Annotated in this window: 21 protein-coding genes; 7 read left to right on the forward strand and 14 right to left on the reverse strand. The window is 72.2% G+C overall.

Annotation, left to right across the window (positions count from 1 at the left end; all coding sequences use genetic code 11):
* Positions 1 to 107 precede the first annotated feature (107 nt).
* The 4 genes from ACIHAD_RS21300 to ACIHAD_RS21315 all read left to right on the forward strand — a co-directional run bounded on the left by ACIHAD_RS21300 (position 108) and on the right by ACIHAD_RS21315 (position 3,517).
* Positions 108 to 884 (forward strand): lysostaphin resistance A-like protein, encoded by a 777-nt coding sequence (locus tag ACIHAD_RS21300; protein ID WP_397356251.1) that lies wholly within the window; start codon positions 108 to 110, stop codon positions 882 to 884.
* Positions 881 to 2,137 carry a sensor histidine kinase gene (locus ACIHAD_RS21305; protein ID WP_397356252.1) on the forward strand — a complete coding sequence of 419 codons (1,257 nt, stop codon included), beginning with the start codon at positions 881 to 883 and terminating at the stop codon, positions 2,135 to 2,137. The genes ACIHAD_RS21300 and ACIHAD_RS21305 overlap by 4 nt, the downstream gene beginning before the upstream one ends.
* Positions 2,101 to 2,745 carry a response regulator gene (locus tag ACIHAD_RS21310; protein ID WP_397356253.1) on the forward strand — a complete coding sequence of 215 codons (645 nt, stop codon included), beginning with the start codon at positions 2,101 to 2,103 and terminating at the stop codon, positions 2,743 to 2,745. Before ACIHAD_RS21305 ends, ACIHAD_RS21310 begins: the two co-directional genes overlap by 37 nt.
* Before the next feature lie 61 nt (positions 2,746 to 2,806).
* Complete coding sequence (locus tag ACIHAD_RS21315; RefSeq protein ID WP_397356254.1) at positions 2,807 to 3,517, forward strand: SDR family NAD(P)-dependent oxidoreductase; 711 nt, start codon at positions 2,807 to 2,809, stop codon at positions 3,515 to 3,517.
* A gap of 90 nt (positions 3,518 to 3,607) precedes the next feature.
* On the opposite strand, the gene ACIHAD_RS21320 is transcribed toward ACIHAD_RS21315, so the two are convergent.
* The 7 genes from ACIHAD_RS21320 to ACIHAD_RS21350 all read right to left on the reverse strand — a co-directional run bounded on the left by ACIHAD_RS21320 (position 3,608) and on the right by ACIHAD_RS21350 (position 9,791).
* Positions 3,608 to 4,603, reverse strand: coding sequence for a hypothetical protein (locus ACIHAD_RS21320; RefSeq protein WP_397356255.1), 996 nt, complete (start codon positions 4,601 to 4,603; stop codon positions 3,608 to 3,610).
* Positions 4,600 to 5,160 (reverse strand): RNA polymerase sigma factor, encoded by a 561-nt coding sequence (locus ACIHAD_RS21325; RefSeq protein WP_397356256.1) that lies wholly within the window; start codon positions 5,158 to 5,160, stop codon positions 4,600 to 4,602. Before ACIHAD_RS21325 ends, ACIHAD_RS21320 begins: the two co-directional genes overlap by 4 nt.
* Before the next feature lie 135 nt (positions 5,161 to 5,295).
* Positions 5,296 to 5,430: a hypothetical protein gene (locus tag ACIHAD_RS21330; RefSeq protein WP_397356257.1), complete on the reverse strand. Its 135-nt coding sequence runs from the start codon at positions 5,428 to 5,430 to the stop codon at positions 5,296 to 5,298.
* 247 nt (positions 5,431 to 5,677) lie between these two features.
* Entirely contained in the window at positions 5,678 to 7,057 is a 1,380-nt protein-coding gene (locus ACIHAD_RS21335; RefSeq protein WP_397356258.1) for an amino acid adenylation domain-containing protein, read from the reverse strand.
* Positions 7,050 to 8,324 (reverse strand): condensation domain-containing protein, encoded by a 1,275-nt coding sequence (locus tag ACIHAD_RS21340; protein ID WP_397356259.1) that lies wholly within the window; start codon positions 8,322 to 8,324, stop codon positions 7,050 to 7,052. The genes ACIHAD_RS21335 and ACIHAD_RS21340 overlap by 8 nt, the downstream gene beginning before the upstream one ends.
* The gene (locus ACIHAD_RS21345) at positions 8,321 to 9,502 is read right to left on the reverse strand and encodes a cytochrome P450 (protein ID WP_397356260.1); all 1,182 of its coding nucleotides are present in this window, start codon (positions 9,500 to 9,502) and stop codon (positions 8,321 to 8,323) included. Before ACIHAD_RS21345 ends, ACIHAD_RS21340 begins: the two co-directional genes overlap by 4 nt.
* The gene (locus ACIHAD_RS21350) at positions 9,495 to 9,791 is read right to left on the reverse strand and encodes a phosphopantetheine-binding protein (RefSeq protein ID WP_397356261.1); all 297 of its coding nucleotides are present in this window, start codon (positions 9,789 to 9,791) and stop codon (positions 9,495 to 9,497) included. The genes ACIHAD_RS21345 and ACIHAD_RS21350 overlap by 8 nt, the downstream gene beginning before the upstream one ends.
* Before the next feature lie 531 nt (positions 9,792 to 10,322).
* On the opposite strand from ACIHAD_RS21350, the gene ACIHAD_RS21355 reads away from it, so the two are divergent.
* A complete protein-coding gene (locus ACIHAD_RS21355; protein WP_397356262.1) occupies positions 10,323 to 11,873 on the forward strand; it encodes an alpha-L-arabinofuranosidase B in 1,551 nt (516 codons plus the stop codon).
* Between the two features lie 38 nt (positions 11,874 to 11,911).
* Here the strand turns inward: ACIHAD_RS21355 and ACIHAD_RS21360 are convergent, their stop codons facing one another.
* Entirely contained in the window at positions 11,912 to 12,817 is a 906-nt protein-coding gene (locus tag ACIHAD_RS21360) for a polysaccharide deacetylase (protein WP_397356263.1), read from the reverse strand.
* 107 nt (positions 12,818 to 12,924) lie between these two features.
* Here ACIHAD_RS21360 and ACIHAD_RS21365 point away from each other — a divergent pair, with 107 nt between their 5' ends.
* Both ACIHAD_RS21365 and ACIHAD_RS21370 read left to right on the forward strand, forming a co-directional pair.
* The gene (locus tag ACIHAD_RS21365) at positions 12,925 to 13,482 is read left to right on the forward strand and encodes a TIGR00730 family Rossman fold protein (RefSeq protein ID WP_397356265.1); all 558 of its coding nucleotides are present in this window, start codon (positions 12,925 to 12,927) and stop codon (positions 13,480 to 13,482) included.
* A gap of 79 nt (positions 13,483 to 13,561) precedes the next feature.
* On the forward strand, positions 13,562 to 15,616 hold the full coding sequence (locus ACIHAD_RS21370) for a SpoIIE family protein phosphatase (RefSeq protein WP_397356266.1): 2,055 nt from the start codon (positions 13,562 to 13,564) through the stop codon (positions 15,614 to 15,616).
* Here ACIHAD_RS21370 and ACIHAD_RS21375 read toward each other — a convergent pair whose 3' ends face one another.
* From ACIHAD_RS21375 to ACIHAD_RS21400, 6 genes are all read right to left on the reverse strand, one after another.
* The gene (locus ACIHAD_RS21375) at positions 15,617 to 15,871 is read right to left on the reverse strand and encodes a hypothetical protein (RefSeq protein WP_397356267.1); all 255 of its coding nucleotides are present in this window, start codon (positions 15,869 to 15,871) and stop codon (positions 15,617 to 15,619) included.
* A 39-nt stretch (positions 15,872 to 15,910) separates the two neighbouring features.
* Entirely contained in the window at positions 15,911 to 16,681 is a 771-nt protein-coding gene (locus tag ACIHAD_RS21380; protein ID WP_397356269.1) for an ABC transporter ATP-binding protein, read from the reverse strand.
* Positions 16,678 to 17,478 carry an ABC transporter permease gene (locus ACIHAD_RS21385; RefSeq protein WP_397356271.1) on the reverse strand — a complete coding sequence of 267 codons (801 nt, stop codon included), beginning with the start codon at positions 17,476 to 17,478 and terminating at the stop codon, positions 16,678 to 16,680. The genes ACIHAD_RS21380 and ACIHAD_RS21385 overlap by 4 nt, the downstream gene beginning before the upstream one ends.
* A 163-nt stretch (positions 17,479 to 17,641) precedes the next feature.
* Positions 17,642 to 18,853 carry an ROK family protein gene (locus ACIHAD_RS21390; protein ID WP_397356272.1) on the reverse strand — a complete coding sequence of 404 codons (1,212 nt, stop codon included), beginning with the start codon at positions 18,851 to 18,853 and terminating at the stop codon, positions 17,642 to 17,644.
* A 47-nt stretch (positions 18,854 to 18,900) separates the two neighbouring features.
* Positions 18,901 to 19,905: an aliphatic sulfonate ABC transporter substrate-binding protein gene (locus ACIHAD_RS21395; RefSeq protein ID WP_397356273.1), complete on the reverse strand. Its 1,005-nt coding sequence runs from the start codon at positions 19,903 to 19,905 to the stop codon at positions 18,901 to 18,903.
* A gap of 46 nt (positions 19,906 to 19,951) precedes the next feature.
* Positions 19,952 to 21,439, reverse strand: coding sequence for a sulfatase-like hydrolase/transferase (locus ACIHAD_RS21400; RefSeq protein WP_397356274.1), 1,488 nt, complete (start codon positions 21,437 to 21,439; stop codon positions 19,952 to 19,954).
* Between the last annotated feature and the right edge of the window lie 91 nt (positions 21,440 to 21,530).

A 21,530-nucleotide genomic window follows, 5' to 3' on the forward strand; every position in this document is an offset into this window, starting at 1 on the left:
GTGTACCTGGGTCCACCCCTGCCGAGGGGACAGATGCATTGAACGGGTGCGGACCGGGCGGCATCGTCGTCCTGGTTCTACCGGTTCGACGAAAGTGTGAGTACAACATGGTGAGGACAGAACGCGGGACGGCCCGTGGCGTGGCGGCGCCGGCCGGGGTGTTCGCCGTGGTCGCCTTGGCGGCGGCGGGGCTTCTGGGCGCCTGGCAGGCGGGCACGCCGATCCCGCCCGAGGTCATCCAGCTGACCCAGTTCGGCCCGGCCCTGGGCGTGGCGGCCGTCGCGCTGCTGTGGCCGCGCACGGCCCGCGAGGTTCTGTCCGGGAGCATCGGCCGTGGTGACCGGGTCGGTGTTGCCGGGGTGGCGCTGCCGGCCACGGCGCCGCTGATCATCGTGCTGTGCGTCGGCGCGTACGGCCTGCTGACCGGCGACCCGCGGTTCACCGCGCCGGGGGCGCTGAGCAGCCCGTTCGCGCTGATCGTGGTCGCGCAGTTCATCGGGGCGTGCGCCGAGGAGATCGGCTGGCGGTGCCTGCTGCAACCGCTGCTGCGCCGCCGGATCGGCCCGCTGACGGCGTCGGTCGTGGTGGGCGTGCTGTGGGGGGCGTGGCACGTCCCGGTGTTCGGCCTGGGCCCGGCGTACGCGGCCGCGTTCCTGCTGGCGACGGTGTCGATGTCGGTCGTGATGGGGCTGGCCATGGAACGGGTGCGCGCCCACCGGCTGCTGCTGACCGGCGGCTTCCACACGCTGATCAACCTCGGCCTGCTGCTGTTCATGGACGAGGAGGCGGGCGCGGTCGCGCCGGTGGCGCTGTTCGGCGTGGCGTGCCTGCTGGCGGCGCTGCTCTGGGTGTGGAGGGCACCGGTTAGAATCCACGTTCGATGAGGGCGAAGAGGGCGCTGGTCGCCGTGGCGCGCTGCCAGCTCGCGGGGCTGCTCGCCGTGGCGGTGTCGGCGGTCGGGTCGCTCGTCGTCCTGGCTCTCCTCCTGCTGCCGATCGGCGCCGGCTTCTGGCTGCTCGTCCCCGGGGCGACGGCGCTGCGGTCGTTGTCGGACCGCTCGCGCGCCCGCGCCGCCCGATGGACGGGCACGCGCGTCACCCCGCCCGAACCGTTCGCCGGCGACCGCTCCTGGAGCAGGCGCAGGCGGGCGGGGGCGATCCTGGCCGCCGACGGGTTCTGGCGGGACCTGGTCTGGGCCTGGCTGGAGCCCTGGTCCGGCGGCGTCCTCGTCGCCGTCCCGCTCGCCTTCCTCTGGTACGGGGCGTTCGGCGCGCTGGTGCAGCCGTTCGTGTGGCGGCTGCTCGGCGACGGCAACTGGTACGCGTTCGTCCCGGTGCACGACACGACGACGATGCTGGCGGCCCTCGTGCTGGGGGTCGCCTTCATGGCCGCCGGGCTCCTGCTGGCCCCGCCGGTTCTGCGCCTGCACGCCCGGTGGACCCGGCTGCTGCTGTCGGTGCCACGCCGTGCCGAGATGGTCCGGCGGATCGCCCACCTGACCGACACCCGGGCCCAGGTGCTCGACGTGCAGGCGGCCGAGCTGCGGCGCATCGAGCGCGACCTGCACGACGGCGCCCAGGCCCGGCTGGTCTCCCTCGGCCTGACCCTCGACAGCGCCACCCGGCTCCTCGACAGCGATCCGGCCGCCGCCCGCGCACTGCTGCTGGAGGTGGGCGAGACCTCCGCCCGCGCCCTGGAGGACCTGCGCAACCTGGTACACGGCATCCAGCCGCCGGTCCTGGCCGACCGGGGACTCGGCGACGCCGTCAGGTCGCTGGCGCTGGACAGTTTCCTCGACGTCCACGTCCAGGTCGGGCTGACCGGGCGCCTGCCCTCGCCGGTGGAGTCGGCGGCCTACTTCGCGGTCGGCGAACTGCTCGCCAACGCGGCCAAGCACGCCGCCGCGCGGGAGGTCGCCATCGTCCTCGATCACGACGGCGGGCGCCTGTGCGTCACCGTCACCGACGACGGCCGGGGCGACGCCGACCCCGCGAAGGGCACCGGATTGCGCGGGGTCGGCCGCCGTCTGGAATCCTTCGACGGCGTCCTCACCCTGCACAGCCCGCCCGGCGGGCCGACCACTGCGACCCTGGAGATCCCGTGCGCGTTGTCCTCGCCGAAGACCTCTTCCTGCTGAGGGACGGGCTGACCAGGACTCTGCGCGAACACGGCTGCGAGGTGGTGGCGTCGGTCGACAACGGCCCGTCCCTGCTGCGGGCGCTGCTGGAGGACGAGCCGGACATCGCCGTGGTGGACGTACGGCTCCCGCCCACGTACACCGACGAGGGCCTCCAGGCCGCGCTGGAGGCGCGCCGCCGCCGTCCCGGCCTGCCCGTCCTGGTCCTGTCCCAGTACGTCGACCAGCTCTACGCCAACGAGCTGCTGGCGACCGGCGACGGCGCCGTGGGCTACCTGCTCAAGGACCGGGTCACCAACACCGCCCAGTTCGTCGACGCGGTCCGCCGGGTCGCGGCGGGCGGCACGGTGATGGACCCCCAGGTCATCACCAAACTGCTGTCCCGCAGCCAGGCGCGCGGCATGATCGACAGCTTGACCGCGCGCGAGCTCGACGTGCTGGAGATGATGGCCGAGGGCCGGTCCAACGTCGCCATCGCCGCCGCTCTGCACTTCAGCGAGAGCGCGGTCGCCAAGCACACCGCGAACATCTTCGCCAAGCTCCGCATCGCCCCCTCGGCCGACGACAACCGCCGCGTCCTCGCCGTCCTGGCCTACCTCAAACGCTGACCGTCACCCGGTATTCCGGGCGGATTGACTTCGAGCGCGCTTCAATTCCTAGCGTTCCGCCATGACGACGACACTGATCACAGGGGCCAACAAGGGGCTCGGGTTCGAGACCGCCCGGCGGCTCGTCGGCGCGGGGCACACCGTCTACGTCGCGAGCCGGGACGCCGGACGTGGGCGGCGGGCCGCCGAGCGGCTGGGCGCGCGGGCGGTGCCGCTGGACGTCACCGACGACGCGTCCGTGGCGGCGGCGGCGCGGGCCGTCGAGGCGGGTGGAGGGCTGGACGTGCTGGTCAACAACGCCGGCATCCAGGTGGAGATGGTGGACGGCCAGGAGGTGGCCGGCGCGGCGGAGCTGACCGCCGAGATGATGCGGCGGACGTTCGAGACGAACGTCTTCGGCATGGTGCGCGTCCTTCACGCGTTCCTCCCGTTGTTGCGGCGGTCCGGCGCGCCGGTCGTCGTCAACGTCAGCAGCGGCCTGGCCTCGCTCTCCCGGATGAGCGACCCCGGCAGCCCCGGCCACCCCTACCCGGGCGTCGCATACCCGGCGTCGAAGACGGCGGTCAACATGATCACCGTCCAGTACGCCAAGGCGTTTCCCCGGATGCGGATCAACGCGGTCGAACCCGGCTTCACCCGTACCGACCTGAACGGCAACAGCGGCCGGCAGACCGTCGAGCGGGGCGCCGAGATCATCGTGCGCATGGCCCAGGTCGGACCCGACGGCCCCACCGGAGGCTACTTCGACGCCGAGGGCCCCCTCGCCTGGTGACCACCGCACCCCGACGCCCGCCGCTCGACCACGGAAGGCCCTGATGGAGCGCCCTCCGCGCCTCCCCGGGAGGCGCGGAGGGGCGAGTCGTCAGTCCTTGATGATCGCGTCGCGGGGGCCGCCGTAGACGGGGTTCTTGTCCAGGCGCTCCTCCGTCACGAGCAGCTGGATCACCCCCTTGGCGTTCTGCTCCGCGTCCCAGACGACCCAGTGGTCGCCGACGGGCGTGCTCTGGGTGTGGTCGATGCCGAACCCTCCCGGGTTGCCGGGCGGGACGGTGATGACCGCGAAGATCACCTTCCGGCCGAGCTTCCTCAGCTGGGGCAGCACCTCGCCGACGGTCTTCTCGTCCACCCGCAGACCTCCCAGCTCGCTGGTGCTCATGGCGCGGAACTCCGGCTCCTCGTGCTTCACCGTGGGGATGGGCACGGGCTCGCAGGGCGCCACCGGGCCCTCCATCAGGTACGTGGAGGTCAGACCGCCCTTGCCGCTGAGCGTCCAGACGAACGTCTGCCCCGGGCCGAACAGCTTGGTGTTGATGCGCATCTGCCAGCCCTCCGACTCGCCCGGGATGTTCTCCGGCAGGCTGTAGATGCCGCGGGGGATGTTCTCCACGTCCTTGCCACGCGGCTCGCGGCACATCATGCCCTTGGGCACGTAGTCCACCAGCGCGGGCACGCCCAGCTCCTTCAGCCGCTTCTCCAGCCCGGAGGCGTCGTCGAAGTCGCGGATCTGGATCGTCACCATCCCCTCGTCCAGGTTGACGGCCCACGAGCTGGGCGCGCCGCCCGTCAGCACGATCGGGACCGCCACCACACCCGCGGCCAGCGCGACCGCGGCGGCGACACCGAACGCCGGCCGCCTGGGCCTGATGCCACGCCACCCCGGCCGGGCCGCGCCCGGTGCCGCGCCCGGTGCTGTGCCCGGTGCAGTGCCCGGCTCTTCGGCGGTGATCGCGGCCAGCAGCGCCCGCGCCCCCGCGCCGGACGGCTCGCCTCCCCGCTCGCCGGGCGCGACCCGGGCCAACCTCCCGATCGCCTCGATCTCGTCCAGGGTCTTCTCGGTGTTCTTCTCCGCGTTCCTCACAGCGCTCCTCCCAACGGCCTCTCCGCCGGGACCAGCCGGCTGTCTGCGGTGACGTGCACGCCCGCCGACGTCAAGGCGCGCGACAGGCGCTTGCGGGCGCGGTGCAGCCTGATGCGTACGGCGTTGCGGGACAGCCCCAGCGCCTTCGCGATCTCCTCGCGCTCCAGCCCCTCCCACGCGACCAGGGACAGCAGCTCCCGGTCGTCGTCGGGCAGGCTCCTGAACGCCCGGCCGATCGCGTCCAGCTCGACCTGGGTGTCGGGGGAGTGGCCGTACAGGTCGGCCAGTTCGGCGTCGAGCTCGGCCGTGCGCTCCCTGCGCCGGTTGTCGCCCCGGAAATGGTTGGCCAGGACCTTGCGCGCCACCCCGTACAGCCAGAGGGTGGCCTCAGAGCCCTCCGGCAGCTCGTCCACCCGGCGCCAGGCGACGGTGAAGGTCTCGGCCACCACGTCGGCGGCGTCCTGAGGCGAGTCGCACCGGCGCGCGGCGTAGGCGGTGATCTGGCCGTAGGCCCGGTTGTAGGCGGCCTCGAACTTGGCCGACCGCTCGTCATCCACGGGCGGTTCCCATGGCGAATCTCCTCATCGAATCATTTGTTCGGACACCTCTGCCTATGTGCGCGCCCGCGCCATCATTTCGTCTTAAATCATGGCGAGCGGGGAGCGGCGAGAGGTGCGGGAGGAGACGCGGGGTCAGTTGCCGGTCACCGGGTTCTTCGGCACGCGCTTCTCCGACACCAGCAGCCGTACCGCGCCCAGCCGGTACGGCTCAGCGGCCCACACGATCCAGCGGCCACCCACCTCCGCCGACTGGTCGTGCGGGGCCACCGAGAAGCTGTTCCCGTCGGGAGCGGGTTCGATGATCTGGAGGCGTGCCGGCGGAACAGCTCGGCGAAGGCTTCCGGTTCGTAGAGGGAGCGTTGGACATGGGAGGCGTCATCACCTTCCGGATGATTCGGGGCCCTCACTTTGTGGCCTTTCGGCGATGAATCAGGACAACAGTTGTTGCCTGACCGGCCGTGAGCGGTTCCCTGCGACCGCGTAAGGAACGCCCCTCATCATCCCGGGGAGGCGGTCAGCCGCCGTCGAGGGCCTGGTAGTCGACCTTGCCGTTGGGCAGGCGCGGCAGGGACTCCAGCCGCTGGAACACCGTCGGGACGGCCACGATCGGCAGCCGGTCCAGCAGGTGGGCGCGCAGGGCCCGGCGGTCGATCCGGTCCTGGCCGGTGACGAGGTAGCCCTTCAGCCGGGCCGGTCCGGAGCCGGCCCGCGCGACCCCGACTGCGGCGGCCAGCACGCCGGGGAAGCCCGCCATGGCGTGCTCGATCTCCGCGCGTTCCATCCGCGCGCCGCCCAGCTTGAGCTGGTGGTCGGCGCGGCCGTGGAACAGCAACTCCCCGTCCGGGCGCCGGGAGACCAGGTCGCCGGTGCGGTAGGCGTCCCCGATCCCCTCGGCCAGGCCGGGGCCGGAGATCACCAGCTCGCCGACGCCGTCCGGGCCGGGGTCGGCGATGGACACGCGCGCCCCCGGGACCGGGCGGCCGATCGGCACCCGGGACGCCTCCGCGTCCTGGGGGAGGCAGCGGTGGACCGTGCTCCAGACCGTGCACTCGGTGGGGCCGTACTCGTTGTGCAGGACCGCGCCGGGCAGCGCGGCGTAGTGCTCGCCGACCAGCGCGGGCGGGCACGTCTCACCCGCGACGATCACCGTGCCGAGCGACCCGAACGCCTCCGCCAGGCCGTTGCGGAGCGCCAGCCCGTAGAACGACGGCACCATGAGCAGGTGCGAGGGCCGGTGCTCGACGGCGAAGCGCGCGGCGGCGGCCAGGTCGGACGGGCGCTGGCTCGGGATGACCAGCCTGCCGCCGCAGGCCAGCGTCCAGTAGATCCCGGCGACCGAGCTGTCGAACGAGATGGACGAGCAGAGCAGGAACCCGGTGACCGGCGACGCGTAGTGGGCCAGCCGGGCGGAGGTCGACCAGGCCAGGGCGGCCCGCGAGACGGTGACGGGCTTGGGCGTGCCCGTCGAGCCGCTGGTGAAGCAGGTGTAGGCGAGCCGCGCCGGAGTGGCGGGCACCGGCCCGTCCGGCAGGTCCGTACGGGCCATCTCGACGCGCCGGGCCGGGCCGGTCAGCGGGACGATCATGTCCGGCTCGATGAGCGCGATCCGCGCCCCGCACGCCTGGGCCACGTCCTGCTGCCGCTGGAAGGGGAAGGCGGCGTCGATGGCCACGTAACGGCCGCCGGCCCGCAGGACGGCGAGCATGCCGATCACCGCCCACCGGGACAGATGCGCATGGATCACCACGGGCTCGTCGGGACGCAGACCCGCGTCCAGCAACACCCGCGCGAGCCCGGCGCTGAGCCGGTCCAGGTCCCGGTAGGACAGCTCGCCCTCGCGGTCGGCGATCGCGGTGGCCTCGCGGCCCAGGTGCGGTTCGATGAGCTCAAGCATCGGCCAGCCGCTCCAGTACGCGCAGGAACCCGGCGACCTTCTCCTCCACCCAGTCCCGGCCGAACATCGCGGTCTCGTAGGAGACGATGCCGACCACCTCCTCGTCCACCCGCATCGACCACAGCAGGTGCACGGGCATCACGGGAGCGGGCTGCCGCTCCTCCGGCACGGGCGTCAGCAGCAGCGCCGGGTCCTCGGCGGTGGGGGCGAACGGCGTCCTCGGGATGAGCTGGAACACCGGGAAGGTGCGCTCGACGACCTCCGACGGGTCGAACATCACGGCCGCCAGCTCCGGCGCCTCGGGCAGCACCCGCAGCAGCGGCACGTCGTGCCGGTAGGCCGCCCGGCACGCCTCGTCGGCGCGGCGGCTCAGCTCGTCCAGGTCGGCGGGGTCACCGGTGGTGATCCGCAACCACAGCAGGTTGAGCATGAACCCGGCCGTGTACCACTCCGACGGCTTGCGCCCGGCGGTGATGATCGGCACGACGGCGTCGTCGTGCCCGGCCCAGACCGACGCGGTGAACGCGGTCAGCAGGAGGGTGAACGGCGTGGTCCTGCGGCGGCGGGCCGCCCGGCCCAGGCGCCGCCACAGCGGGCCGGGCACGGTGAAGCGGCACGTCCGCTGGTCGCCGCGCCTGCCGGGCGTCGGCACCGGCATGGCGAGCTCCGCCACGCCGTCCAGCCGGTCCTTCCAGTACGGCAGCGCGTCGGTGATCGTCTTCTCCCAGGACGGCGAGAAGTCGTCGGCGGCGACCTCGGCGTACCCCATGACGCCGGAATCCGGCGGCGGCCCGCCGCGCAGCCGGGCGGTGTAGGCGTCGGACAGGTCGCGTGCCAGCAGCGGCAGCGACCAGGCGTCGGAGACGAGGTGGTGGGTGACGATCACCAGCAGGCTCGTGCCGTCCTCGCACCGGCCCAGGTGCACCCACAGCAGCGGCGGCTCCTGCGGCGGGTACGCCGAGCCGGTGGCCGCCGCGAGGAAGGCGTCCTCGTCGTCCACGTCGTGCACCAGCAGGCGGCCCGGCACGCTCTCGTGCACCCGCGCCCGGACGCCGCCGTCCGGGTCGCGCGACACGGTCGTGCGCAGGGCGTCGTGCCTGGCCACGACGTCGTCCACGGCCCGGCGCAGCACGCCGGCGTCCACCTCGTGCTCCACGCGGTAGGCCGCCCGCACGATGAACGTCGAGTTGACCACGCTCCCCGGCACGGCCTGCTCCAGCCCGAGCAGCAACTGCTGGGCGTAGGTGAACGGGATCTCTGTCGTCATCGGCCTCTCCTGGGCGTTCCCGAGATGACCAGCTTCTTGAAGCCGGTGAGGAAGGTGGATCGCACCCGGACCGGTTCGCCGGCGACCTCGACGTCGGCGAAGGTCGCGAACAGCGTCGCGAAGAACAGCCGCAGCGTCAGCCGGGCCAGGTGGGATCCGATGCAGTAGTGGTGTCCGCTGCCGAAGGCGAGGTGGCGGTTGGGCGTACGGGCCGGGTCGAAGGTGTCCGGGTCGGCGAAGACGGCGGTGTCGCGGTTGGCCGAGCCGATCCAGGCGACCACGGGCTCGCCCGCCGGAAGGTCGACGCCGGACAGCCGCACCGGCCGGGTCGTGTGCCGCATGAAGTGGCTGCCGGGCGACGCCCAGCGCAGCGCCTCCTCGACCCCGCCGCGCAGCAGCTCGGGACGGGCGGCCCAGGCGCGGTAGCCGCCGCCCCGGGCCAGCTCGAACACCGTCGAGCTGACCACGTTGGGCAGGGTGACGCTCGCGCCGAGCAGCAGGCTGTAGCAGTTGGAGACGGCCGTGCCGGGGTCCATCCGGCCGCCGTCGGCCGACAGCATCAGGCTGATCAGGTCCTCGCCGGGGGTGCGGGCGCGTTCCCGTACCAGGTGCAGGAAGTAGGCGAACAGCTCGCGGTGCGCCCGGCGCAGCGTCCCGGACGCGTCGCCGGCGACCTGGTAGTCGGGGTCGTCCTCGGCGCTGGCCGCCATGACCAGCGTGAGCAGGCGCGGACGGTCGTCCTCCGGCAGCCCCAGCAGCGGCCCGGCCAGCGCCAGCGGCAGCCCCCGGGCGGCGGTGGCCAGGTCGAACTCCGGCCCGTCCAGGCCGGGGGCGAGCAGCCCGGTGATCGCCGCGATGACGGACGGCTCGTGGGCCGCGGCCGAACGCAGGCCCATGACCCTCTGCAGCGGGGCGCGCATCCGGTCGTGCTCGGGCGGGTCGGTGGCGGCGAGCTGCCGCCCGGCCGCCGGGTCGTCGCGGCCCAGGAGGTTGAGCAGGGTGCCGCGCTCGCTGGTGAAGCACGTGTGGTCGCGCAGGACGCGGTCCACGTCGGCGTACCGGGTGACCGACCAGAAGCCCCGGTCGTGCCGGTGCACCGGGTGGTTCTCGCGCCACCACCGCCAGGTCTCGTGCTGCCCGCCCGCCTCGAACAGGCCGGGGTCGGCGAGGTCACGCATGGTCGAGGGGGGCCGGCGAGCCGATCACCTCGGCGAGCTCGGCGATGGTCGGCGACAGGAACAGCGTCCAGGCGGGCACCTCGAACCCGAACTCGCGGTCGATCGCGAACTGCACGTCGGCCGCCAGCAGCGAGTCGCCGCCCAGCTCGAAGAAGTCGTCCTCGATGCCGACGGGCGCGACGCGCAGCTTGGCCGACCACAGGCGGGCCAGCCGTCGTTCGACGTCGGTGCGCGGAGCCTCGTACGCCGATTCCAGTTCTAGGTCGTCCCGTGACGTGACAGTGGTCATCCCGGCTCCGTGGTGAGGTGAAGGCGAAGGCCGGGCCAGCCTGCCCCCGCCGATGTTGAGCCCCCGTTGAGAATGTGTTGATCACCCTCGCCCCCACCCGGCCAGGCTCCCGTCGGGAGGTGACCGTGAACGGTCCGCGCACAGGAATCGCGCTGCCGGCACTCTCCCTGTCGGCCCCGCCGGCACCCACCGGATGCGGGCGGACGCCTACGCGGGCCGGTCGCGATCCGGCTCCTCCAGCCCCGGCGCCCTCGTGGTGGTACGCCTGTCCGAAACGGCGTGAGCCGTCCCCGGTGAAACACGGCGAAGAACTTGACGGGCCGCGTGATTTCGTTTCATAGTGGGCCGGTCAACTCTCTTGCATATATCCGGAGGCTCGCAGCGCCAAAAATGTTAGCGATAACAGAGTAACTTCCTTTTCGTCCCCGTCGGTTTGTCGCAGGTCAACGGGCATAAGGCTGCGCGCGTCCGCGCGCGTGTTTCCCTGCGTCAAATTCTCTCGGCGCCCCCCTGAAAGGCAGAGGTTCATTGATGATGTCCCGGTCCGGATTAACCATTCTCAAAAAGGCGGGAACGGCCGTCGCGCTCGTCGCCGGGCTGCTCGCCGCCGCCCCCGCGACGTCCCAGGCCGCCACCCAGCAGTCGTGCGACATCTACGCCGCCGGCGGCACGCCCTGCGTGGCGGCGCACAGCACCACCCGCGCCCTGTACGCCGCCTACAACGGCTCGCTCTACCAGGTGCGCCGCTCCTCCGACAACGCCACTCGCAACATCGGCCTCCTCGGCGTGGGCGGTTACGCCGACGCCGCCGCCCAGGACACGTTCTGCGCCGGTACGACCTGCGTCATCACGGTCATCTACGACCAGTCCGGACGGGGTAACCACCTCACCCAGGCGCCCCCCGGCGGGTTCCCCGGCCCGGCGCCCGGCGGGTACGACAACCTCGCGATCGCCACCGCCGCCCCGACCATGATCAACGGCCACAAGGCGTACGGCGTCCGTGTCACCCCCGGCACCGGCTACCGCAACAACAACACCAACGGCGTCGCCAAGGGCGACCAGCCCGAAGGCATGTACGCCGTCTTCGACGGCACCCACCACAACGGCGGCTGCTGCTTCGACTACGGCAACGCCGAGACCAACAGCCGCGACAACGGCAACGGCACCATGGAGGCCATCTACTTCGGCGACATCAAGGTCTGGGGCTACGGCACCGGCAACGGCCCCTGGGTCATGGCCGACCTGGAGAACGGCCTGTTCTCCGGCGTGAACCCGGGCTACAACGCGAACGACCCCAGCGTGAGCCACCGCTACCTGACCGCCATCGTCAAGGGCGAGCCGAACCACTGGGCGATCCGCGCCGGGAACGCCCAGTCCGGCGCCCTGTCCACCTACTACGACGGCCCCCGCCCCAACGCCCCCGGCTACAACCCCATGAAGAAGGAGGGCGCGATCATCCTCGGCATCGGCGGCGACAACAGCAACGGCTCCGCGGGCACCTTCTACGAGGGCGTGATGACCTCCGGCTACCCCTCCAACGCCACCGAGAACGCCGTGCAGGCCGGCATCGTCGCCGCCGGGTACACCACGACGGGCGGCGGCTCGGACGGGACGCTCACCCCAGGCGCGTCCATCTCGCTGCGCGCGACCACGGCCTGCTGCACCACCCGCTACCTGCGCCACCAGAACGACCAGGTGGTCACGTCGGTGATCGGTTCCGGCAGCTCGTCGGTGGACAGGAGCGACGCCACCTGGATCGTGCGCGGCGGGCTGGCCGGGGCCTCGTGCGTGTCGTTCGAGTCGCGGAACTACCCGGGCGACTACCTGCGGCACCAGAACTACCAGCTCTACCGGCAGCACAACGACGGCAGCGCGCTGTTCGCCGCCGACGCCACCTTCTGCCCGCAGGCGGGCAAGAGCGGTCAGGGCACGTCGTTCGCCTCCTCGAACTTCCCCGACCGGTTCCTGCGCCACTACGACAACACCGTCTACGTCGCGAGCAACGGCGGCTCGCACGTCTTCGACAGCGCCACCTCCTGGGCCGCCGACGTGAGCTGGGTCGTCAGCCCGCCCTGGGCGTGAGGACCCCGAGCCGTCCCCGGCGCGCGGCCGGGGACGGCTCAGTGCATGTCGGCCGGACGCGCCCGCCCGCCGAAGGGGTAGCGGGCGCGGAAGTCGATCTCGGCCTCGGCCATCGACATGAACGTGACGCCCTTGTGCCCGCGCATGTGCGCGATGAGCCGCTCCAGCATCAGCAGCACCTGGGGACGCCCGCTGACGTCGGGGTGCAGCGTGATGGGGAAGACCGCGTAGTCCAGCTCGCGGTAGACCCAGTCGAACTGGTCGCGCCACTGCTGTTCGAGGTCGCGCGGGTTGACGAAGCCGTGGCTGTTCGGCGGGCTCTTGATGAACATCATCGGCGGCAGGTCGTCGAGGTACCAGCTCGCCGAGAACTCCACCAGGTCCACCTCCTCGCCGGGCACCAGCGGCTTCATCCAGGTCGAGGCGGCCTGCTCGTAGTCGATGCGCGTCCACCGCTCGCCCTTGCGGGCGTAGAAGGGCTGGAAGTCGCGGTAGGACTGCGAGTGGTCGTAGCCGAAGCCGTAGCGCAGCAGCAGCTCGACGGTCCGCGCGGACATCTCCCACCACGGCGCCACATAGCCGCGGGGCCGGACGCCGAACACCTGGTCCAGCACCTCCAGGCTGCGCGCCAGGACGTCCTCCTCCTGCTGGGCGGACATCGAGACCGGGTTCTCGTGCATGTAGCCGTGCGCGCCGACGTCGTGCCCGGCCTCGACGATCCGCCGCATCTGGTCGGGGAACGACTCCGCCGAATGTCCCGGGACGAACCAGCTCGTCCTGATCCCCTCGCGGGCGAACAGGCGCAGCAGCCTCGGGGTCCCGACCTCGGCGGCGAACACGCCCCGCTGGATGTCGTTCGGTGAATCCTGGCCGCCGTACGAGCCGATCCAGCCCGCCACGGCGTCCACGTCCACGCCGAAGCACACGTTGATGGCTTTCTTCATGGACCAGGACGTACCCCCGGTGTGACGGCCGGGCACCGGGCTCGACGGATCTTGGGGAGATCCTTCACAGGTGCCCTGGCCTGGACCGGTTCGCCTACAGTTACGGCGTGAACATCTGCGTCTTCTGCTCCGCCGCCGACCTCGACGAGCGTTACACCCGTCCCGCCCGCGAGTTCGCCGAGCTCATCGGCAAGGGCGGCCACACCCTGGTGTGGGGCGGCTCCGACACCGGCCTGATGAAGGTCATGGCCGACGGTGTGCAGGAGGCCGGCGGCCGCCTGGTGGGCGTCTCGGTCGAGTTCCTGGCGCACAAGGCCCGGCCGGGCGCCGACGAGATGATGGTCACCCGCGACCTGGCCGAGCGCAAGGCGCAACTGCTGTCCCGCGCCGACGGCTTCGTGATCATGGTGGGCGGCAGCGGCACGCTCGACGAGGCCACCGAGATCCTGGAGCTGCGCAAGCACGGCCTGCACACCAAGCCGGTCGTGCTGCTGAACACCGCGGGCTTCTACGACGGGCTGAAGCAGCAGTTCCAGCGCATGGAGGCGGAGGGCTTCCTGCCGTTGCCCCTCACCGAGCTGGTGTTCTTCGCCGAGGAGAGCGTCGGGGCCATCGCCTACCTGGAGGAGCAGTCGGGCCTGATCCCGCCGGGTGACCAGGGCTGACCGGCCCGGCGGCGGGCGTTCGGGGCGGATCGCGAGCGGGTAGGGGTGGGGGAGGCGGTGGCCGTCGGGGGAGGTCACGATGGGGGCTGACGGCGAGCCCGCAGGCAGCGGGCTGGCGTTCGAGGTGCTGGAACCGGCGCCGATGGGCGTGGCGGTGGCGCGCGGCCCTGACCACCGGCTGGTCTACACCAACGCCGCCTACCGTTCCCTGTTCGCCCACCACCGCACCGGGCTGCCGGTCGAGCAGGCGTTCGCGGAGTTCGTCGACGTGCACTTCCGCGCCCAGTTCGACCGGGTCTACGCCACCGGCGAGCCGTTCGTCACCACGGCCGAGCCGGAGTACGTCGTCGGCGGGCTCGAAGGCCAGGAGGGGCGGTTCTTCACCTCCAGCCTGTCGCGGGTCGTCTTCGGACCGGGCGACTACGGCGTGCTGGAAGTGGTGATGGAGGTGACCGACCAGGTCACCGCGGCGCGGCGGATCGAGGCCATCGCCGAGGAACGCCGCCGCATCCTGCGCCGCTACGAGAGCCTGATGAAGGTCAGCGCGCAGATCATCTGGGTGACCACCCGCGACGGCTACGTGCACGAGCCCAGCCCGAGCTGGGAGCGGGTCACCGGGCAGTCGTGGGAGGGGCACCGCGGCCAGGGCTGGCTGAAGATGGTCCATCCCGACGACCGCCAGGACACGATCAGGTCGTGGGTTCGGGCGGTCAGCAGGGCCACCGACACCTGGGAGCACGTCTACCGGCTGCACACCGCCGACGGCTCCTATCGGCACTTCGAGATGCGCGCCGTGCCCATCTGCGAGAACGGGGAGGTCGTGGAGTGGGTGGGGTCGTGCACCGACATCGAGGAGCAGTGGCAGGAGCAGCGGCGGCAGCGCCTGCTCGACAGCGCCGCCGCCGCCACGGCCCAGCTCAGCAGCCTGGAGGAGATGCTCGGCGCGCTGTCCGACGTCATCGTGCCCGAACTGGCCGACGGCTGCGGCGTCTATCTCGTCACCGACCTCACCGGGGAGCGGCATGGCGGCGCCCCGTTCGTCGTCGAGCGGCTGGTCAGCGCGGCCCGTCGCGGGCTGGTGCCGCAGTCGCCGTACAGCGAGGAGCAGCTCGACGAAGGCAACACCTTCGTGACGGCCGTACGCCGGCGGCGTCCCGTGCTGCAGACGTTCCCGGCCGGATCGCCGCCGCCCGACCTGGCGCCGGCGAGCACGCGCGCCTGGCTGACGGCCAGCGGCGCCAACAGCATGCTGATCCTGCCGGTCGTGGTCGACGGCACGGTCCCCGCCGTGGTCGCGGTGGTGACGTGCGGCGAACGGGCCGCGATCAGCCGGGCCGACATCACGCTGCTGAGCAACATGTTCGGCCACGCCCACGACGCCCTGAGCCGGGCCATCCGCTTCCAGCGCACCCAGCAGGTCGCGCTGGCGCTGCAGTACAGCCTGCTCGCCGAGCCGCCGCGGCTGCCCGGCCTGCGGATCGTGGCCCGCTACCGGGCCAGCCCGAGCGCCGCCGAGGTGGGCGGCGACTGGTACGACTCCTTCATCCTGCCCGACGACGTCCTGGCGCTGGTCATCGGCGACGCGTCCGGGCACGACCTGTCGGCGGCCGTCCTGATGAGCCAGTTGCGCAACATGCTGCGGGCGCTGGCGATGGACCGCTGCGAGCCGCCCGGCGAGATCCTGACCCGGCTCAACGTCGCGATGGAGTCGTTGTTCGGCGACGTCACGGCCACGTGCGTGTTCGCCCGCGTGGAGGCGTGCGACGGCGGCCACCAGCTGCGGTTCGCGGTGGCCGGCCATCCGCCGCCCCTGCTGGTCACCGCCCAGGGTCACGGACGCTTCCTGGAAGGGGCCCTCAGCCCGCTGCTCGGCTTCGCCGACGACGAGACCCGCGCCTCCCAGACCGAGCCGCTGCCGCCGGGCAGCACGCTGCTGTTCTACACCGACGGCCTCATCGAGCGGTCGGGCGAGCACCTCGACCTCGGCCTGGAACGCCTGCGCCGGGTGGCGGAGTCGCTGGCCGCCGAACCGCTGGACGGCTTCTGCGACCAGGTGCTCAGCGGCCTGCCCAGCACCGGGCTGGACGACATCGCCATCATCGCCCTCCGGCTCCCGCCCGCGGCGGAGGAGTGATCAGCGGCGCGGCACGCCCGTGATCAGGCACAGGTCGCGCAGCGCCGTGTGGGCGTCGAAGGCCCGCCGGTAGTCCCCCGCCAGCAGGGCGGCGGCGCTCTCGCGTCCCATGGCCTTGATGGCGGGGTCGCGGGCGGCCATGGCGTACCGGGCGCTCCCGGCCACGCCGGTGACCAGGCCGGTGGAGTCCAGGAGGTGGAACGCCGGTGCGGCGGCGGCCCGGTCGGCGGCCGAGCAGGCGCGTACGGGCGACACCGGGCCCTCGGGAGCCGTCCCCGCCCGCGTCGGGGTCCGTCAGACGGTGGCGTCCTGGTGGTAGACCGAGTGCCAGACCTCGTTCCTGATGCGGGCGAACTCCGGCGACAGCCGGATCTCCTCGGTACGCGGGTAGGGCAGGTCCACCTCGATGACGCGGTGGATCCGGCCCGGCCGGGCGGCCATGACGACGACCTTGTTGGCGAGGTAGACCGCCTCGTCCACGTCGTGGGTGATGAACATGACCGTGCGGCGTTCCCTGCTCCAGGTGTCGAGGAGCTGGTCCTGCAACTGCACCCGGGTGAGGGCGTCGAGCGCGCCGAACGGCTCGTCCATGAGCAGGACCTGCGGGCCCACCGCGTACGCGCGGGCGATGGCGCAGCGCTGCTTCATCCCGCCGGACAGCGTCTTGGGCAGGGCGTCGGCGAAGTCGGTCAGGCCCACCAGTTCGATGGCGTGCTCGGCCCGCCGCCTGCGCTCGCCGGCGGGCAGGCCGGCCAGCTTCAGGCCGAACTCGACGTTCTTGCGCACGGTCAGCCAGGGGAACAGCGCGTACTGCTGGAAGATCACGCCGCGCTCGGGGCCGGGGCCGGTCACCGGGACGCCGTCGAGGAGGATGCGTCCGGTGCCCGGCTCGGTCAGGCCCGCGGCCATGCTCATCAGCGTGCTCTTGCCGCATCCCGACGGGCCCACGACGGTGACGAACTCGCGGTCGGCGATGTCGAGGTCGACCCGGTCGAGGGCGACGAACTCGGTGTCCTTGAGCGGGAAGGTCTTCGAGACGGACTCGAAGGAGATCTTGGGGGTCATCGGCGCTCCTGCCATCCGGTCAAACGGCGCTCGGCGAGCAGCAGCAGCCGGTCCATGACCAGGCCGAGCACGCCGATGCTGATCAGCCCGACGAAGATCGTGGGCAGGTCGTAGTAGAGCTGCGCCTGCTGCATGCGGTAGCCCAGGCCCTCCTGGGCGGCGATCAGCTCGGCGGCGACCAGGGTGCCCCAGGCCGCGCCCAGCCCGATCCGCATGCCGACGATGATGAACGGCGTGGACGCCGGGACGATCACCTTCAGGAAGATCGTCCGGTCGCCCGCGCCCAGCACCCTGGCCGCGTTGATCAGCGTGCGGTCGACGTCCAGGACGCCCTGGAAGGTGGAGACCACGCTCGACAGGAACGCCGCCAGGAAGATCACGAAGATCTTCGGCGTCTCGCCGATGCCCATCAGCACGATGGCCAGCGGGATGATCGCCAGCGGCGGGATCGTCCGGAAGAACTGGACGTACGGTTCGATCAGCGCGCGGGCGGTGGCGTACCAGCCCATGAGGAAGCCGATCGGGACGGCCAGCGCCGTGCCGAGCGCGAAGCCGGTGAACACGCGGCGCAGGCTGGCCAGCAGGTCGGCGGGGAGGGTGCCGTCGGAGACGAGCTCGGCGGCGCGGGCCGCCACCTCGGCCGGGCTGGACAGGCCCTGGATGCCGGTCAGCGACAGCCCGCTCCAGACGGCCAGGCCCGCCACGACGGCGGCCGCGTTGAGCACGAGCGTGCGGCGGGGGCGCGCCAGGCGCCGCCTGCGGGCCGGGGGAGGGTCGGTCACGGTCACGGCGGTCATGGTTCGGGGCTCGTCATCGTCGGGGGTCCTTCCGGGCGGTGCAGGTGTGTCGGGGGTTGCGTAAAAGGGGGCCGAAGCGGGGCGGGGTTCGAGGGGCGGCGGGTGAGGTGAGTGCGGGGTTCGAGGGGCGGCGGAACACGAGGAGCGGTTGGGGTGGGGCGGGTCAGGGGGTCAAGGGGCGGAGGTGGGCGGGGATCGAGGGTTCCTCGTGGACGAGGAGGGCGATCGCCCCCATGGCCGAGGCGTTCACCCCCAGGTCCGCCTGCGCGACCGCGATCTCCCGGGGGGAGCGCGGCAGCGCCAGCCGGGCGACCGCGTCGCGGATCGGGTCGAGGACGAGGCTGCCCAGGCCGGCCAGCTCGCCGCCCACCACGATCAGCGCGGGGTCGAGCTGGGCGACGGTGCCGGCCAGCACCCGGCCCAGGTCGGCCGCGGCCGAGACGATGACCTCGCACACCGCCGGCACGCGGTCCTGGGCGGCCGCGACCAGCGCGTCCAGGCCGGACAGCCGTACCCCGCGCGCGGCGCACGCCCTGAGCAGGCCCTGGCCGCCGATGCCGCCCTCCAGGCAGCCGCGGCTGCCGCAGTGGCAGGGCTCGCCGCCGGGGTCGAGGGAGACATGGCCGATCTCGCCGCTGGCCCCGTGCGCGCCGCGCAGCAGCCGGCCCGCGACGATGAAGCCGCCGCCGACGCCGACCGACCAGCGTACGTAGACCATGTCGCGCACCGAGCGGCCGACGCCCCACGTGGCCTCGGCCAGCGCGGCGAGCCTGGCGTTGTTGTCCACGGCCACCCGCACGCCGAACTCCTCGGCCACCCGCCGGGCCACCGGCAGGTAGGAGGCCGGCAGCGTCGGCGGGATGCCGGGAACGTCGAGGGGCGCCGGCGTGGGGCTCTCGTCCACGACGCCGACCAGGCCGAGGCCGACGGCCTCCAGCGCGCCCAGGCCGATGCCGCGCTCGGCGGCGATCTCCCGGGTCAGCCGGATCGCCGCCTCGGCCTCCTCCAGCGGGGCCGCGTCCTCCGGCAGGGAGGCGGAGGCGGTGGCCACCACCTGGTGGGCGGCGTTGGCCACGGCCAGCCGTACCCGCCCGCGTCCGAGGTCGAGGCCGAGGAGCAGGCCGGCGGCCGGGTTGAGCGAGACGTACGCGGCGGGCCTGCCGCGTCCGCGCGGCTCGGCGGGCACCGAGTCCGTCTCGATCACCGCACCGCGTTCCATCAGGTCGGAGATGATCGCGAACAGCGTGCTGCGGGACAGGCCGGTGCGCTCGGTGAGCTGGGCCCGGCTCAGCGCGCCCGCCGCGCGCAGCGTGGCGAGCACGGCGTCCTCGTGCACCAGCCGCAGCCGCTGCAGCGCGTCAGTGGGTGACGACATGGGACCATGATGGTGGGCAAGGCATTTCGGTCAACTCTCCGGCCGGATCATCCGGCGGCGGCCGACGCGTACAGGTCGGCGGTGAAGTACGTGGACGGGTCGGGCGATTCGCTCAGCTTGCCCATGGTGACGAACAGGTCGGCCAGGCCCTTGTACCAGCCGGCCGCGGTGCCGTCCTTGGCCTGCTTGACCAGCTCGGCGGTCGGCAGGATCTTCGTCACCGCCGAGGCGCCCTTGAACTGCTGCGGCGGCGCCTTGAGGAAGGTGGCGGTCAGCGTCTCGGCCTCGGCCGCGTGCCCGGCGACCCAGTCGTTGGCCTCCTGGAGCACCTTCAGCACCTTGGTGACGGTGGCCGCGTCGCCGGAGACCAGCTCGTTGCGGGCGACGAACGAGCTGGGGAAGCTCAGCTTGGGGTAGTAGTCCTCGCTCTTGGTCAGCTCGACCAGCCCCGGCACGTTCTTCTTGATGGTGTCGATCAGCGGGTACCAGATGGCCGCCGCGTCGATCTGCTTGGCGCTGAACGCGGTCACGACCGTGCTCGGGTCCATGTTGACCTTCTGCACGTCCTTGCCGGACAGCCCGGCCTCCTTCAGGGCCAGCTCAAGGATCATGTCGCCGGACGTGCCCTCGGGGACGCCCACCTTCTTGCCCTTCAGGTCCTTGACGGAGGAGATGCCCGACTCCGGGTAGGTGATCACCCGGTCGGCCATGCCGAGCATGTTCGGCGCGATGATCTTGGCCTTGCCGCTGGCCGGGAGCCAGGTCGCGCCGGAGCCGATGTAGCCGAAGTCGATGTCGCCGGAGCCGAGCGCCTGGATCTGCAGCGGGCCGTTGGTGAACACCTTCAGGTCGGGCTCCAGCCCCTGCTTGGCCCACAGGCCCTGCTTGTCGGCCGCGGCGAGCGCGGCGGCGCCGGAGAAGTCGGCGATGTAGCCGAAGCGCACGCTCTTGGCTTCGGGGCCGTCGCCGGAGGAGGAGCCGCAGGCGGCGGCGGGGAGGAGGACGGCCAGCGCCGCCAGGGCGCTGACCAGGGTACGAGGACGCCTCATCATGGGGTCCTTTCTCGTCTCACGGAGGGATCGGGGGGTGACGGCGGCCTCATGCGACCTCGTCGGCGACGCCGTCCACGTCGGGGGCGCGGCCTTCGCCGATGTCGGCCATGTAGCTCATCCAGGTGTAGGCCGGGTCGCCGCGGCGCAGCAGTTCCCGGTACAGGCCTACGGTCAGCTCGCGCCGGACCGCCGCGTAGGCGGGCGCGGCGTAGACGTTGTGCAGTTCGTGCGGGTCGGCGTCCAGGTCGTAGAGCTCGTGCACGCCTTCCGGGTTGAAGACCAGCTTGTGGCGGCGGTCCCGGATCATGCGCTGGGAGTAGGGGAAGTGGTGGCCGTGGAACTCGGCGACCACCGAGTCCCGGCCCTCGGCGGGCTCGCCGCGCAGCAGCGGGAGCAGGCTCTCGCCGTCGCAGGGCTCCTGCGGCGGCAGCCCGGCCAGGTCCAGGATGGTGGGGTTGAGGTCGATCAGGGTGGCGAACGCGTCCACGGTCTTCGCCGGGGCGCCGGGCACCCGGACGATGCCGGGGATACGGTAGATGTCCTCGTACATGGCCGGGCCCTTGTCGTTCAGCCGGTGGGCGCCGGTGAACTCGCCGTGGTCGGCGGTGAAGACCACGGTGGTGTCGTCCCAGAGGGACAGCTCGCGCAGCGCCGTCAGGAGCCGGCCGATCTGATCGTCGATCATCGACACGTAACCCCAGTAGACGGCGATCAGCTTGCGCCAGGCGTCGGCGTCGAAGCTGTCGGCCGACCAGTACTCGGAGTAGCGGCGCTGCACCTCGGGCTTGCCGTCGAAGGTCTCGGCCATCGAGGCGGGCAGCGGCACCAGGTCCGGGTCGTACATGTCGTAGTAGCGGTCGGGGATGAGGTACGGCAGGTGGGGGCCGTACCAGTGGCAGGACAGCAGGAACGGGCGGCCGGTGCGGCCGAAGTCCGCCGCGTAGCGTTCCAGCAGCTCCAGGGTGCGGTCGGCGAGGAACGCCTCGATGGTGGCCTCGGCCGGCTGCCGGAGCCTGCCGGCGATGAGATGGCCTCGGCCGGTGCCGTTCGGGGCCTTGCCGAAGATCGGGCTGTCCACCGCGAAGGGCGGATGGCCGTGCTCCTTCAGCCACCGTTCGTAGGAGGGGTGGTCGAACGGGTTCAGCGCCCCGGGCAGGTGCTCGCCGTCCATGCCGTGGAACTCGGGTCCGCGTTCGCGGCCGATGTGCCATTTGCCGACGTGGCCCAGGTTGTAGCCGGCGGCCCGCAGCGGCGCGGCCAGGGTCGGGTGGTCGTCGGCGACCTCGTCCCGGCCGCCGCCGTTGCGCTCGGGGTTGACCAGGAGGCCGTGCCGGAACGGGTGCAGCCCCGTGAACAGCGACGCGCGGGCCGGGGTGCAGATCGCGGTCGGCGTGTAGAACCGGTCGAAGCGCGTGCCCTCCGCCGCCAGGCCGTCGAGCGCGGGGGTGCGGACGACGGGGTTGCCGTAGCAGCCGAGGGTGTCCACCCGATGCTGGTCGGTCATCAGGAACAGGACGTTGCGGGGACTGGTCACTCGCTCTCCGATCGCTAATTTTTCTTGAGGGTTTACGTTAAAGAAGGATCATGGGCTCCGCAAGGGGGTGACGGGGGAGAGATGTCGGTTT

The sequence above is a fragment of the Nonomuraea sp. NPDC052265 genome (assembly GCF_044547985.1).
GTDB lineage: Bacteria > Actinomycetota > Actinomycetes > Streptosporangiales > Streptosporangiaceae > Nonomuraea.

What these genes read in the sequence shown, in the direction of transcription:
- ACIHAD_RS21300 (WP_397356251.1), top strand. Translation starts at nt 108, where the DNA reads ATGGTGAGGACAGAACGCGGGACGGCCCGTGGCGTGGCGGCGCCGGCC.
- ACIHAD_RS21305 (WP_397356252.1), top strand. Translation starts at nt 881, where the DNA reads ATGAGGGCGAAGAGGGCGCTGGTCGCCGTGGCGCGCTGCCAGCTCGCG.
- ACIHAD_RS21315 (WP_397356254.1), top strand. Translation starts at nt 2,807, where the DNA reads ATGACGACGACACTGATCACAGGGGCCAACAAGGGGCTCGGGTTCGAG.
- ACIHAD_RS21335 (WP_397356258.1), bottom strand. Translation starts at nt 7,057, where the DNA reads ATGCTTGAGCTCATCGAACCGCACCTGGGCCGCGAGGCCACCGCGATC.
- ACIHAD_RS21340 (WP_397356259.1), bottom strand. Translation starts at nt 8,324, where the DNA reads ATGACGACAGAGATCCCGTTCACCTACGCCCAGCAGTTGCTGCTCGGG.
- ACIHAD_RS21345 (WP_397356260.1), bottom strand. Translation starts at nt 9,502, where the DNA reads ATGCGTGACCTCGCCGACCCCGGCCTGTTCGAGGCGGGCGGGCAGCAC.
- ACIHAD_RS21350 (WP_397356261.1), bottom strand. Translation starts at nt 9,791, where the DNA reads ATGACCACTGTCACGTCACGGGACGACCTAGAACTGGAATCGGCGTAC.
- ACIHAD_RS21355 (WP_397356262.1), top strand. Translation starts at nt 10,323, where the DNA reads ATGATGTCCCGGTCCGGATTAACCATTCTCAAAAAGGCGGGAACGGCC.
- ACIHAD_RS21360 (WP_397356263.1), bottom strand. Translation starts at nt 12,817, where the DNA reads ATGAAGAAAGCCATCAACGTGTGCTTCGGCGTGGACGTGGACGCCGTG.
- ACIHAD_RS21370 (WP_397356266.1), top strand. Translation starts at nt 13,562, where the DNA reads ATGGGGGCTGACGGCGAGCCCGCAGGCAGCGGGCTGGCGTTCGAGGTG.
- ACIHAD_RS21380 (WP_397356269.1), bottom strand. Translation starts at nt 16,681, where the DNA reads ATGACCCCCAAGATCTCCTTCGAGTCCGTCTCGAAGACCTTCCCGCTC.
- ACIHAD_RS21385 (WP_397356271.1), bottom strand. Translation starts at nt 17,478, where the DNA reads ATGACCGCCGTGACCGTGACCGACCCTCCCCCGGCCCGCAGGCGGCGC.
- ACIHAD_RS21390 (WP_397356272.1), bottom strand. Translation starts at nt 18,853, where the DNA reads ATGTCGTCACCCACTGACGCGCTGCAGCGGCTGCGGCTGGTGCACGAG.
- ACIHAD_RS21395 (WP_397356273.1), bottom strand. Translation starts at nt 19,905, where the DNA reads ATGATGAGGCGTCCTCGTACCCTGGTCAGCGCCCTGGCGGCGCTGGCC.